We start from the raw sequence: 13,173 nt of genomic DNA, 5'->3' as shown, positions 1-13,173 counted from the left end.
CACGTGGCGTGTGGATGAACGCTACGCCCGCGCGCCCCGCACAGCAATTCCCTCGTCCGCGGCACGCCGCCTTCCCAGCAAATAGAATGGAAGGCTCATGTCTTCCACGGTCTCCCCCGCCCGCCTTCACTTTCCTCCCGAGCTTCCGGTCAGCCAGAAGCGAGAGGTGATCGCGCGCGCCATCCGCGACAACCAGGTCGTAATCGTGGCCGGTGAGACCGGCTCGGGCAAGACCACCCAGCTGCCGAAGATCTGCCTCGAACTGGGTCGGGAGAGCATCGGGCACACGCAGCCCCGTCGCATCGCCGCCCGCACGATCGCCGAGCGCATCGCCGAAGAGCTGGGCGAGGATGTCGGGGGCCTCGTCGGCTATCAGGTGCGTTTCACCGACCGGGTCGGGGCGTCGACGCGCATCAAGCTGATGACCGACGGAATCCTGCTCAATGAGATCCATCGCGATCGCATGCTGCGCAAGTACGACACGATCATCATCGACGAAGCACACGAGCGCAGCCTGAACATCGATTTCCTGATCGGCTACCTGCGGGAGCTGCTGCCGAAACGGCCCGACCTGAAGGTGATCGTCACCTCGGCGACGATCGACCCCGAGAGTTTTGCGCGGCATTTCGCCGCCGCGGATGGCACGCCTGCGCCCGTGATCGAGGTCTCCGGCCGCACGTTCCCGGTCGAGGTGCGCTACCGCCCTCTGGTCGGCGAGATCGAGGAGGACGAAGACGGCGAGACCGTCGAGTCGAGTGATCGGGATTACCTGCAGGGCATCAACGACGCCCTCGACGAACTGCGCCGCGAGTCCGACGGCGACGTGCTGGTGTTCCTCTCCGGCGAGAACGAGATCAGGGATGCTGCTGACGCCATCCGCGGACGAAACCTTCCGTTCACCGAGGTCCTCCCTCTCTACGGGCGTCTCTCGAGCGCGGAGCAGCACCGCGTCTTCCAGCCGTCGCAGGTGGCCGGGGTGCGGCGTCGCATCGTGCTGGCCACCAACGTCGCCGAGACCAGCCTCACGGTTCCCGGCATCAAGTACGTGGTGGATGCCGGAACCGCGCGCATCAGCCGCTACAGCGTGCGTGCCAAGGTCCAGCGCCTTCCGATCGAAGCCATCTCGCAGGCGTCGGCGAACCAGCGCTCCGGGCGCTCGGGGCGTACCAGCGATGGCATCGCCATCCGCCTGTACTCCCAGGAGGATTTCGAGAAGCGCCCGGAGTTCACGGAACCCGAGATCCTGCGCACGAACCTCGCCGCCGTCATCCTGCAGATGATCTCGCTCGGTCTGGGTGACATCGCCGCCTTCCCGTTCCTGACGCCGCCCGACTCTCGCGGCATCAAGGACGGGCTCGACCTGCTCGCCGAACTGAACGCGGTCGTGTCGACGAAGGGTGGCGACCCCGTCCTGACCCGGATCGGACGCCAGCTGGCGCAGCTGCCGATCGACCCGCGCTTCGCCCGCATGGTGGTCGAGTCGAAGCGCCACGGGACGAGTCGCGAAGTGATGGCGATCGTCGCCGGGCTGACCATCCAGGATCCGCGCGAGCGTCCGGTCGAACGGCGCGGCACCGCCGACGAGTTCCACGCTCGGTTCGCCGACCCGACCAGCGACTTTCTCACACTCCTCAACCTGTGGAACTACCTCGAGGAGCAGCAGCGGGAGCTTTCGTCGAGTGCGTTCCGGCGGCTCTGCAAGGCCGAGTTCCTGAACTTCCTGCGCGTGCGCGAATGGCAGGACGTCTACCGACAGCTGCGGCAGTTGGCGAAACCGCTTGGACTCACGATCGGCGAGGCGAGCGTGAACCCGGACGGCATCCATAAATCCCTCCTGGCCGGGCTGCTGTCGCACATCGGTATCAAGGACGCGACTGCGAGCAGCGGTGGCCGCCCCGGAGCCGCGAAGGCCGGTCCGAAATCGCGGAGCGCCGAGTACATCGGAGCCAGGCAGGCGAAGTTCGTCATCTTCCCGGGCTCGACGCTCGCCAAGCGGCAGCCGAACGCCGTGATGAGTGCCGAACTCGTCGAGACGAGCAGGCTGTTCGCGCGCATGAACGCAGCGATCGACCCCGCCTGGGCCGAACCGATCGCCGGCGACCTCTGCAAACGCAGCTACAGCGAGCCGCACTGGGAGAAGAACCAGGGCGCTGTCGTCGCCTACGAGCGCGTCACCCTGTTCGGTGTGCCGATCGTCCCCCGTCGGCGCGTGCAGTACGCGCGCATCGACCAGGAGCTCTCGCGCGAACTCTTCATCCGACATGCCCTCCTCGAGGGCGAGTGGGACTCGAAGCAGGCATTCGACCGGGCGAACCGCGCGCTCCGGTCCGAACTGCGCGAACTCGAAGAGCGCACGCGGCGCCGGGACATCCTGAACGACGACGAGTCCGTCTTCGACTTCTATGACCGGCGCATCCCCGCCGACGTCGTCTCCACGCGCAGTTTCGAGGGCTGGTGGCGCAAAGCCCGCGCCGAGACGCCCGAGCTGCTGACGATGACGCAGGAGGCGCTGCTCGCTGAGGACGCGGCCCCGGTCGACGACGAAGCGTTCCCACCGGTCTGGCGGCAGGGCGACCAGCGGCTGACGCTCCGCTACCGCTTCGAACCAGGTGCCGACGACGACGGAGTGACCGTCCAGGTGCCGCTCGCCCTGCTCGCCGGTCTCCGTGCTGAAGGGTTCGACTGGCAGGTCCCCGGCCTGCGACAGGATCTCGTGACCGCGCTCATCAAGTCGCTGCCCAAATCGATCCGGCGTCTCGTCGTGCCCGCCGCCGACTGGGCGCGGCGGCTGCTCGGCGAGCTCGCCGACACGGCCGGGATGCGCGCCCAGGACGGCGAGCGCCCCGCAGCATCCCTCCCCGACACCCTCGCCGCCGTGATCAGCAGGCTCACCGGTTCCCGCGTCTCCGGATCGGACTTCGACCTCGCCCGCGTGCCAGGTCACCTGCGGCCGACGTTCGACGTCATCGGCGAACGCGGCCGCGTCGTCGCCTCCGGCAAAGACCTGCCGGAGCTGCAGGAACGCCTGCGCTCCCGTGCCCGCGAGTCTGTGGTTCGGGTCGCCGAAGCCCGCACGCCGAACGCGATCGAGCGCAGCGGCCTCACCACGTGGGATCTCGAGGAACTCCCCCGCTTCCTCGACACCGAGCAGAAAGGCCCAGGCGGGAGCGTGAACGTGATCCGCGCCTACCCGGCGCTCGTCGACGACGGTGCCAGTGTGAGCATCCGCCTGATGGGCACGCCTGCCGACCAGGCAGCGGCGATGCCGGGCGGCGTGCGGCGCCTTCTTCTCGCCGCGGTGCCCTCCCCTGTCGCCTACGTGCAGCAGCATCTGACGTCGAACGAGAAGCTCACCCTCGCGGCCAGTCCGTACCCCAGCACCAAAGCCCTCTTCGACGACTGCCTGCTCGCCGTCGTCGACAGCGTGCTCTACCGCATGAAGCCCGACGGGCAGCTCTTCATGCGGGCAGAGTTCGAGGCGGTGCGCGACCGCGTCTCGGCGATCGTCATGGATTCGATGTTCGAGACCGTCGCACTGGTCACGCGCATCCTGACCGCGGCCCGCGCCGCCGACAAGGCGATCTCGGGCGCGACCAGCCTGACCTTCCTGTCCGCGCTGAATGACGCGAAGGGGCAGCTCGCCGGACTCGTCTACCCGGAGTTCGTGTCGGCGACCGGTCTCGAGCAGCTGCGGCACCTGCCGCGCTACCTGAACGGCATCAGCCAGCGGATGGCCGCCCTGCCGACGAATCCGGCCCGCGACCGCGCGTGGATGACCCAGGTCGAGACCGCGACCGCGATGTACACCGATGCGGGCGGACGCATCCCGCCCGCACCGGGATCGCCACCGGCGCTGGTGCACGCCCGCTGGATGCTCGAGGAGTTCCGCGTGAGCCTGTTCGCCCAGTCGCTCGGCACCGCCGAGACGGTCTCGCTACAGCGCATCCGCAAGGTCCTGGAGGGCTGAAGCGGTCGAACGTGCCCGTTCCGGTCGAGCGTGCCCGCTGAAACAGGCACACTCGACCGGGACAGTCACCCTCGGCCCTCAGGGTTAAGACACTGCGACACTGTGCGCTAGAGCACCTTCGAGAGGAACGCCTGGGTGCGCTCCTGCTGCGGGTTCGACAGGACCTCACGCGGGTCGCCGGACTCGACGACGACGCCACCGTCCATGAAGACGAGCGAGTCCGCGACTTCGCGCGCGAAGCCCATCTCGTGGGTGACCACGATCATGGTCATGCCCGACTTCGCGAGTCCCTGCATCACGTCGAGCACCTCGCCGACGAGCTCGGGGTCGAGCGCGGATGTCGGCTCATCGAACAGCATCAGCTTCGGCTCCATGGCGAGCGCCCGTGCGATCGCGACCCGCTGCTGCTGGCCACCCGAGAGGTGCGCCGGGTAATGGTCGCCCTTGTCGCCGAGGCCCACGCGCGTGAGCAGTTCTTCCGCCCGGGCGACGGCCTTCGCCTTCTGCACGCCTTTGACCCTGATCGGGGCCTCGATGACGTTCTCGAGCGCCGTCATGTGCGGGAACAGGTTGAACCGCTGGAACACCATGCCGATGTCACGACGCTGCCGTGCGGATTCTTTCGGTTTCAGCTCGTAGAGTTTGTCGCCTTTCTGGCGGTACCCGACGAGCTGGCCGTCGACCGAGAGCCGGCCGGCATCGATGCTCTCCAGGTGGTTGATGCAGCGCAGGAAGGTCGACTTTCCCGATCCGCTCGGGCCGACGATGCAGAGCACTTCTCCCGGCTTCACGACGAGTGAGATGCTCTTCAGCACCTGGTTGGAGCCGAAACTCTTCGAGACGGCGATGGATTCGACCATCGGCGTGGCGTCAGGGGTCGCGGTCAATGTTTTCCTCCCAGGTCGATTCCCGCTGCGCCATCCATCGTCGGCATGACCGGAGGCAGTACGACCGGCTCGTCGTTCTTGTCGGCGCGGCGCGCCCCGATGCCGCGCGAGAAGCGTTTCTCGAGGAAGTACTGGCCGATCATCAGGACCGATGTGATCGCGAGGTACCAGACCGACGCTACGACGAGCAGCGGGATGGGCGCGAACAGGGTGCTCGCGATGTCCCGCGAGCGCGTGAACAGGTCGAAACTGTATGGCACCGCAGTCACAAGCGACGTGGTCTTCAGCATTGAAATGACCTCGTTGCCCGTCGGCGGGATGATGATGCGCATGGACTGCGGGATGACGACGCGCCACATCGTCTGGCTCCAGCTCATCCCGAGCGCGGTCGCAGCCTCTTCCTGGCCACGATCGACCGAGAGGATGCCGGCCCTGATGATTTCAGCGAGGTAAGCGGCCTCGTTCAGGCCGAGGCCGATGACCGCCAGGGTGAAGAAGTTGAGGGTCCCCTGTGTCGGCAGCGCGACGAGCGGTTGCACGAAGGGCAGACCGATCGACAGAGTCGGGTAGATGACCGACAGCAGACCCCAGAAGACGAGCTGCACGTATACCGGTGTACCGCGGAAGATCCACAGGTAGAACCACGCGACGCTCTTGAAGACAGGGTTGTCGGAGAGACGCATGACCGCCAGGATCAGCGCGAGGACGGCAGCGATGATCATCGAGTACACGGTCAGCAGGATGGTGTTGACCGCTGCTGCCGAGATGCGCTGGTCGAAGAGGTACTTGGCGAAGACGTCCCACTGGAAGGCCGACCGGTGCGCGGCATCCCAGATGAACGCCACCAGGTAGATGATGATGATGATCGCGATGACCGTGCGCCACGGGTGGCGCAGTCTCACCGCCTTGATGGGCTGCGACATGTCGGAGCCGTGCGGCGACGGGCTCGTGCCCGTCGCCGCACCGCCATGACCGTTGGTGGTCATTGTCAGCTCTTGGAGGCCGCGTTGATCGTGATCGTGGACAGTGCGCCGTCGGCGACGCCCCACTTGTCCAGGATCTTCTTGTAGGTGCCGTCATCGACGAGCGACTGCATCGCCTTCTGCACCGCATCGGTCAGCTTCGAGCCCTTGTTGACGGCGATTCCGTACGGAGCCACCTCGAAAGTCTTGCCGGCGACCTCGAGCTTGCCGTTCGACTTGGCGATCGCGTATTCCGTGATCGGAGAGTCGGCACTCATCGCGTCGGCCTGGCCGAGCACGACGGCGTTGGTCGCCTGGTCCTGGCCGTCGAACTTGAGGATCTGGATCGCCGGCTTTCCGGCGGCGGTGCACGCCTTCGACTTGGTGGGGATCTCGTCCTGCTCTTCGGTGGTGCCGGTCTCGACGGCGACCTTGAGGCCGCACGCGTTGTCGGGGTCGACCGTCTTGCCCTTCTGGGAAGCCCAGAGGATGCCGGCCGAGTAGTAGTTCACGAAGTCGACCTGCTTCTCGCGCTCGACGGTGTCGGTGAACGAGGAGACGCCGACGTCGTACTTGCCACCCGTGATGTTCGGGATGATCGTGTCGAAGCCTGCGATGTCGTACTTGGCTGTGACACCGAGCTTCTGGGCGACGGCGTTGAAGAGGTCGATGTCCCAGCCGACGGCGTTGCCGTTCGCGTCCTTGGACTCGTTGGGCGGATAGGTCGCGTCGACGCCCACCGTGATGGCGCCGGCTTTCTTGATCGCGTCGGGCAGGAGAGCTGCGGCAGCGGCATCCTTGGAGACACTGGACGTCGCGGTGGAGCCGCCCGAGGGGGTCGAGTTGTCGACGCAGCCGGTCAGCGCGAGCGCTGCGACAGCGAGCAGTGCGGGAGCCGCATAACGGGTTCGCATGTGTATGTATTCCTTCTCTTGGTGACGGGTTCGTGAGAATCGCGGTGAGTGGAGCCTACCTCAGCGCTGGCGCTGACAATCACCCCAAATCACGCGCGCAACGCAGCTTTTCACCGAGATTTCCACCAGATTTCGCGATATCTTGCATTGCGAGCCCACGCCGCGTGACGAACTGTGAAGATTCCATGTTGTCACGCGCACGAGCCCGACATATCGTCTATGGGTGCCTGTTTTGCCTAACGATTTCGCATCGACGGCGACCGTCGTGCATTCCAGTCCGGACGACCCGCTTGCGGCGCCACTCGTCGACGAACTGTCACGCGAATACGACGAACGCTACGGCCTGAACGACGGGATCCCGTCATCCGCGGAGTTGTCCCGCTACCCCGCCGAACGCTTCCATGAGTCGACGGGCGGGGTGTTCCTCCTGCTCCTCGTCGACGGCGCCCCCGTCGCGGGCGGTGCCTTCATGCGCATCGACGACGAGACGGTCGAGGTGAAGCGCGTATGGACCCATTCCGGGCATCGTCGCAAAGGTCTTGCCAGGCGGGTCATGGCCGAACTCGAGGCCGAGGCGGCCTCGCGCGGCATCCGTCGCATCGAGCTGACGACCGGCGCGCGCCAGCCCGAAGCGGTCGCCCTCTATCTCGCCCTCGGTTACACACCCCTCTTCGACCTCGACGCCGACTACGAAGCGATCGGCTACCTCTCGTTCGAGAAAGACCTGCGCGACTCCCTGTAGCCGGGTCAGGCAAGGGATGCGACGACAACCGGCACGAGTTCTGCTGCCGGGATGCCGGATTCGACCGCCTCCTCGACACGTCCGAAGAGTTCGCGCGTGCCTGCACCCGCCGGCCGCACACCGGTCACGCCCAGCAGGTCGACGGCGTGGAGCGCTTCGATTGCGGCCAGTTCGTCGGTGAGCGCGGCCGAACGCTCGAGCAGCTGCAGTGCGAGCGGCGCGAGGGAGGCGTGGTCTTCCACCCCCGACAGCGTCGTCACGCCGAGTGTCGCGGGAGCGGCGAGCTGCCTCACCTCGGCGAGCGCCGCGGCCGCGGAGTAGGCGAGCAGCCCCGGCACCCGCGTCCGTCCCTCCCGCCGCGCGGGCGTGAGTGCGGCAGACAGCGCCGAGATACGGCGTTCGGTCGCCGAAGCGACGTGGGCGAACGCGAGCCGGACGTTCTCGAGAGCGAGCGCCAGCGGGATCGCCTGGAAGTTGCCGCCCGAGATCATCCGCCCCGTGGCTGCATCGACGAGCGGGTTGTCCGATCGTGCGGCGAGTTCGAGGTCGATCTCTCCCAGCGCCCGGTCGATCGCTTCGCGGAGCGCACCGTGGATCTGGGGAACCGTGCGGAACGCGATCGGGTCCTGAACCGTCACCGTTCGATCGGATGCCGTGAGGGCGCTTCCCTCGAGTGCCGCCCGCAACGCCCCAGCCGACGCTCGCTGGCCGGAGCCGCCACGCGCATCCGCCACCTCCGCGCTGAATGCGCTCAGGTTGCCCGCGGGACTGGCGCCCCCGAGAGCTTCGAGCGCCAGCGCGACAACCCCATCCCACACTCCGACCCGCGTCGCGAGCCCCGAGAGCACGAGGGCGCCCACGCCGATGCTGTACGCGTTCGAGCTCAGCACGGCGAGTCCCTCGTGCGGGGCAAGCACCACCGGTGTCAGGTCGGCGGCGGCGAGAGCCTCGTCTCCCGGCGCGACCACGCCGTCGATGAAAGCCCGCCCGCTCCCGGTGACGACGGCGGCCACCTCGGCCAGATGGGTGAGATCGGCCGCGCCCACGGAGCCCCTGGACGGAATGACCGGATGGACGCGTGCATTCAGCAGGTCGGCGTACGCCTGCGCGAGCTGCGACCGCACGCCGGAACCGCCGCGGGTGAAGCCGATGAGGCGGGCGGCGACCAGCGCACGGGACTGCCGCTCGCCGAGCGCGTCGCCCACGCCTCCACGGTGGTTAGCGATGACGAGCCTCTGGAAGTCGAGCAGGTCATCGTCGTCGACCCGGTCGTCGCGGCCGGCGCCGAGCCGGGTGTTGAGTCCGTAGACCGGTCGGCCGGCGGCGATGGCCGCGTCGACGACCGCGCGGGATGCTTCGATCGCCTCACGGGCATCCGCGCCGATCTCGACGCGCGCCCCGTCTGCGATCGCGACGAGGTCGGCCGACGTCGGAGCAGCGGCCCCCAGCGTGACGATCGCCGCCGTCACCTCAGAACTCCAGCAGGTTGGCGCGGAGACCGGAACCGCCGAATTCCGTGCGGATGAGACCACGGCGCCGCAGCGCGGGCACAAGCGGGTCGAGTGTGCGGTGCACGTGCGCCGGATGGACCTGGCCGGTGAACAGGAAACCGTCGCCGCCGACCGCCTCCCCCAGTTCGCCGAGGTGATCGGCGATCTCGTCGGCAGTGCCGACGATCGCCAGGCCGTCCTTGCGTGCGCGCACCTGAAGGATCTCCCGCAGCGTTGACCCTTCCGGTGCGGATTTCACGAAATTGTCGAGGGTGCCCTGGTTGCTGTTCGTCGTCACCGCCGGCAGCGGAGCATCGAGGTCGAACGTCTTGAAATCGACGCCGGACAGGTACGAGATCGACTGCAGCGCCTCATCGATCGCCGCCTGGGTCAGCTCGGCGCGAGCGGCCTTCACCGTCGCGGTCTCCTCGGCGTTCGCAGTCACCACAGGATTGACGACGAACAGCACCTTCACCGCATCCGGGTCCCGGCCGTTCGCGGCCGCGACCTCACGGATCGAGTCGCGGTAGTCGCGCATCCGGTCGGGAGTGGATGCGAGAGCCAGGATGACGTCGGAATTCTTCCCTGCGAAATCCCGGCCGCGGCCCGACGCACCGGCCTGCACCATCACCGGTTCCTCCACCGGCGGAACCGTGTTCAGCGGACCACGCACGCGGAAGAACTGTCCTTCGTGGTTGATCGGCCGAACCTTGGTGAAGTCGGCGTAGACCCCGCGCTCCGTGTCCTCGAGCACGGCGTCGGCATCCCAGCTTCGCCAGAGCCGGCGCACGACGTCGACCCATTCGTCGGCCCGGTCGTAGCGCAGGTCGTGCTCGACCTGCTTGTCGAGCCCGTAGTTCTGGGCCGCGAGGTCGGAGCCGCTCGTCACGACGTTGAACCCGAGGCGGCCTCCCGCGAAGTGCTGGAGGGTGGCGAGCAGTCGCGCCGCCGTGAACGGCTCGTAGAAGCTGGCGCTCAGGGTCGGAACGATCCCGAGGTGCTGCGTTGCGCCCAACAGGTAAGGAACCAGCGGCAGCGGGTCGTGCTTCGGCACGAACCGGGCGTTGGCGAGGTTGACCTCCGCTGTCCCGCCGTACGTGTCGGGCACCGCGACGCCGTCCTCGATGATGAACAGGTCGAAACCGCTCGCCTCGAACAGCCTCGCCGCGTCTTGGTAGACCTGCGGCTGCTTCCAGTCGTAGCCGATGCCGTACGTGGGGTCGCCCCAGCCCTGGACGCCGAAACCGGCACCCAGGAACCAGCCGAAATGCAGAAGGGTCATGGTGAGAAACTACTCGTCACTGTGTGTTGTCACTGGTCGTCGGATGGGGTGAGCCCGGCCTTCGCCAGCCACACCGGGTTGTACGCCTTGGTCAGGTAGTTGATGCCGCCGTCGGGGGCGATCGCGACGATGACCGCGCCCGGGTCGGCCGTGGCCGCCTGCTGGAGCGCGACGGCGACGGCCAGCCCGGACGACGGGCCGAGCAGAAGGGCTTCCTCCGCCGCGAGCCGGTGGATGGTCGCATAGACAGTGCGGTCGTCGACCGTCTGCACGTCGTCGACGAGATCCCGGTCGAATGTCGACGGCCAGTGTTCGCGCGGCCAGCTCGTCCCGACACCGTCGACGACGATCTGTCCAGGTGCGTCGCCGGCGTAGGTCGAACCTGCGGGGTTCGCTCCGATGACGCGGACGGCACCCGCGCTCACATCCTTGAGAAAGCGGCCGGCGCCGCTGACCGTGCCGCCGGTACCGATGGACGCGACGAAATGGGTGACCGTTCCCGCGGTCTGGCGCCAGATCTCGGGCCCGGTCGACTGGTAGTGCGCGTGCGGGTTGGCGAGATTCTCGAACTGGGACGAACGCCACGCCCCCGGCGTCTCCGCTGCGATGCGGTCGGCGACGGCACGCGGGTTCGCCGGGTTGCTCGGCTCTGCCTCCCAGTCGGCTTCGACGAGGCGCGCACCGTACGCCGTGAGAACGGCGCGCTTCTCGTCGGAGATGTCGGCGCTGTGCACGATGACGACCGGATGCCCGGTGAGGCGGCCGACGAGCGCGAGCCCGATGCCCGTGTTGCCGGAGGTCGCTTCGACGATCGTGCCGCCGGGCAGGAGCACGCCAGTCGCCTCTGCGGTGCGGATCATGTTGAGCGCCACCCGGTCTTTCGACGAACCGCCCGGGTTGCGGCATTCCAGCTTCACCAGCACGCGACCGGGCAGGCCGCGCGTGAGCGAATGCAACTCGACCACAGGCGTGTTGCCGATCAGGGCGGCCGCCGAATCGAGGACTCCGTCCGTAGCACTCACCGCCCTCTGGTCGTGGAGGTCACCGAAAGCGAGCAGGCCGAAGGGCCGCTCGTCCGGATGTGCGTCCACAGTGGTCATGCGTTGACATTAGGCGTGCTCGCAGTTCGGGCATAGGGCTGTTGCCCCGTGTTACACCGGCGGTGCCGTGCCGGGGGTGCCGGAGGTGCCGGAGGTGCCGGAGGTGCCGGAGGTGCCGGAGGTGCCGAGGGTGCCGGAGGTGCCGGAGGCGACCGGACGTTCCGGGTCATTCGACCATGCCGACCATGAGCCGGGGAACACTGCGCCGTCGAAGCCCGCGAGTTCGAGTGCGAGGACCTCGTGGGCCGCCGTGACGCCGGAGCCGCAGTAGGCGCCGACCGGAGCATCCGCCGTGACGCCGAGCGCCGCGAAGCGTGCCGCGAGAACGTCCGCCGGCAGGAAGCGGCCGTCCGCACCGAGATTGTCGGTGGTGGGGGCGCTGACGGCGCCCGGGATGTGGCCGGCGCGAGGATCGATCGGCTCGACCTCGCCGCGGTAACGCTCTCCCGCCCGCGCGTCGAGGAGCACGCCGTCGCGGGCGAGCGCTGCGGCCGCATCCGCGTCGAGTGCCGGGAGGTGGCCGTAACTGAGTTCGACGGTGCCCGGCTGGGGCACGATGTCGCCCGACTCCAGCTCGAAACCGGCGCCGATCCAGGCCGTCAGCCCACCATCGAGTACCCGCACGTCGCTGAGGCCGGCGTACCGCAGAAGCCACCAGGCGCGCGCCGCGGACAGCGCAGACAGGTCGTCGTAGACGACGACCGCTTCGCCCGGGTTGAGACCCCAGCGACGAGCGGCCGCCTGGAGCACGGCGACATCGGGGAGCGGGTGCCGCCCGTCGGTCGGGAGGCCGTGGCCCGCCAGCTCAGTGTCGAGGTCGACGTACACGGCGCCCGGGATGTGGCCTGCGGCGTGGAGCGGGCGTCCAGGTGGGCCGCCCAGCTTCCAGCGGACGTCGAGGAGGCGGGGTGGCGTGGATGTCGCGAGCTCGGCGGCGAGCTCGTCAGCCTGGATCAGTATGGGCACCCTCCTATCCTCTCGCGGTCGTGCCCGTGCCCATGCAGGAGTGTGCCCGCCACTTCGGTACGTGCCCGCCCGTTCGAGCTGGCGGGCTTGTACCGACCTGGCGGGCACACCCACCTGGCGCCGGCCACACCCACGCGCGGGGCCGCTCGGAGGACTCCCCCTGCCAACCAACCCCTTGCGCGATCTACGAGAGTGAGTGTACAGTCACTCACATGCCAGCAACCGCGCGGACGCGCACCCCCCTCTCAACCGCAGACGCCCGGCGCGACACGGTCATCACGAGCGCGATCCAGGTCTTCGCGACGAACGGATACCTCGGAACGCCGATCGCAGCGGTCGCCGAGCACGCCCGGATTTCTCCCGCATACGTCTTCAAGCTCTTCCCCGGCAAAGAGACCCTGTTCGTGGCTGCCCTCGACCGCTGCTTCGAACTGATCGAAGAGTCGCTCGCGCGCGGCGCCGAGGAAGCCGGCGCTCAGACGCCATCCGAGATCTTATTCGCCATGGGTGGCGCATACGCGGACCTGATCGGCGATCGCTCACTCCTTCTCCTTCAGGTTCATGCCCAGTCGGTGGCCGAAATCCCCGAAATCGGGGATTCGCTCCGACGCGGGCTAGCGCGGGTGACCCGCTTCGCCCGGGATCGTTCCGGCGCCGGAGACGCAGCGGTTCAGCGCTTCATCGCCTACGGCCAGCTGTGTCATCTCATCGTGACGGCCGGACTCGAGAAGATCCCGGAAGACTGGGCGCAACTCCTCACCGACGGCATCCGCCACCCCGAAACGAACTAGCCCCGCCCTGTTGAAGCCCCGCACGTGCGGGGCTCTTCTTTCCATCAAAGAGTGACTGATCAGTCACTCACT

10 protein-coding genes are annotated in these 13,173 nt (G+C 67.8%); 3 read left to right on the top strand and 7 right to left on the bottom strand.

Annotated features, from left to right (window positions below):
• Positions 1-97 precede the first annotated feature (97 nt).
• A complete protein-coding gene (gene hrpA / locus ACPPVQ_RS07020) occupies positions 98-3,967 on the top strand; it encodes an ATP-dependent RNA helicase HrpA (protein WP_426520005.1) in 3,870 nt (1,289 codons plus the stop codon).
• A 107-nt stretch (positions 3,968-4,074) separates the two neighbouring features.
• Here the strand turns inward: hrpA and ACPPVQ_RS07015 are convergent, their stop codons facing one another.
• Genes ACPPVQ_RS07015 through ACPPVQ_RS07005 form a run of 3 tightly spaced genes read right to left on the bottom strand, consistent with a single transcriptional unit; the run spans position 4,075 to position 6,730 of the window.
• Positions 4,075-4,827, bottom strand: coding sequence for an amino acid ABC transporter ATP-binding protein (locus tag ACPPVQ_RS07015; protein WP_426521171.1), 753 nt, complete (start codon positions 4,825-4,827; stop codon positions 4,075-4,077).
• Positions 4,828-4,850: 23 nt separating this feature from the next.
• Positions 4,851-5,840: an amino acid ABC transporter permease gene (locus ACPPVQ_RS07010; RefSeq protein WP_426520003.1), complete on the bottom strand. Its 990-nt coding sequence runs from the start codon at positions 5,838-5,840 to the stop codon at positions 4,851-4,853.
• 2 nt (positions 5,841-5,842) lie between these two features.
• Positions 5,843-6,730, bottom strand: a complete 888-nt coding sequence (locus tag ACPPVQ_RS07005) for an ABC transporter substrate-binding protein (RefSeq protein WP_426520001.1) — start codon at positions 6,728-6,730, stop codon at positions 5,843-5,845.
• A gap of 223 nt (positions 6,731-6,953) precedes the next feature.
• Here ACPPVQ_RS07005 and ACPPVQ_RS07000 point away from each other — a divergent pair, with 223 nt between their 5' ends.
• Complete coding sequence (locus tag ACPPVQ_RS07000; RefSeq protein ID WP_426519999.1) at positions 6,954-7,472, top strand: GNAT family N-acetyltransferase; 519 nt, start codon at positions 6,954-6,956, stop codon at positions 7,470-7,472.
• A gap of 5 nt (positions 7,473-7,477) precedes the next feature.
• On the opposite strand, the gene ACPPVQ_RS06995 is transcribed toward ACPPVQ_RS07000, so the two are convergent.
• From ACPPVQ_RS06995 to ACPPVQ_RS06980, 4 genes are read right to left on the bottom strand one after another with little or no spacing between them, the layout of a single operon-like run.
• Positions 7,478-8,941: an aromatic amino acid ammonia-lyase gene (locus ACPPVQ_RS06995; RefSeq protein WP_426519997.1), complete on the bottom strand. Its 1,464-nt coding sequence runs from the start codon at positions 8,939-8,941 to the stop codon at positions 7,478-7,480.
• A gap of 1 nt (position 8,942) precedes the next feature.
• On the bottom strand, positions 8,943-10,244 hold the full coding sequence (locus ACPPVQ_RS06990; RefSeq protein ID WP_426519995.1) for an NtaA/DmoA family FMN-dependent monooxygenase: 1,302 nt from the start codon (positions 10,242-10,244) through the stop codon (positions 8,943-8,945).
• Positions 10,245-10,273: 29 nt separating this feature from the next.
• Positions 10,274-11,344, bottom strand: coding sequence for a PLP-dependent cysteine synthase family protein (locus tag ACPPVQ_RS06985; protein ID WP_426519993.1), 1,071 nt, complete (start codon positions 11,342-11,344; stop codon positions 10,274-10,276).
• Positions 11,345-11,395: 51 nt separating this feature from the next.
• On the bottom strand, positions 11,396-12,310 hold the full coding sequence (locus ACPPVQ_RS06980) for a sulfurtransferase (protein ID WP_426519991.1): 915 nt from the start codon (positions 12,308-12,310) through the stop codon (positions 11,396-11,398).
• Between the two features lie 212 nt (positions 12,311-12,522).
• Here ACPPVQ_RS06980 and ACPPVQ_RS06975 point away from each other — a divergent pair, with 212 nt between their 5' ends.
• Positions 12,523-13,101 carry a TetR/AcrR family transcriptional regulator gene (locus ACPPVQ_RS06975; protein ID WP_426519989.1) on the top strand — a complete coding sequence of 193 codons (579 nt, stop codon included), beginning with the start codon at positions 12,523-12,525 and terminating at the stop codon, positions 13,099-13,101.
• The last annotated feature ends 72 nt before the right edge of the window (positions 13,102-13,173 follow it).

Source organism: Leifsonia sp. McL0618, from assembly GCF_049994905.1.
GTDB lineage: Bacteria > Actinomycetota > Actinomycetes > Actinomycetales > Microbacteriaceae > Diaminobutyricibacter.
This window is presented reverse-complemented; position numbering and strand designations above follow the sequence as displayed.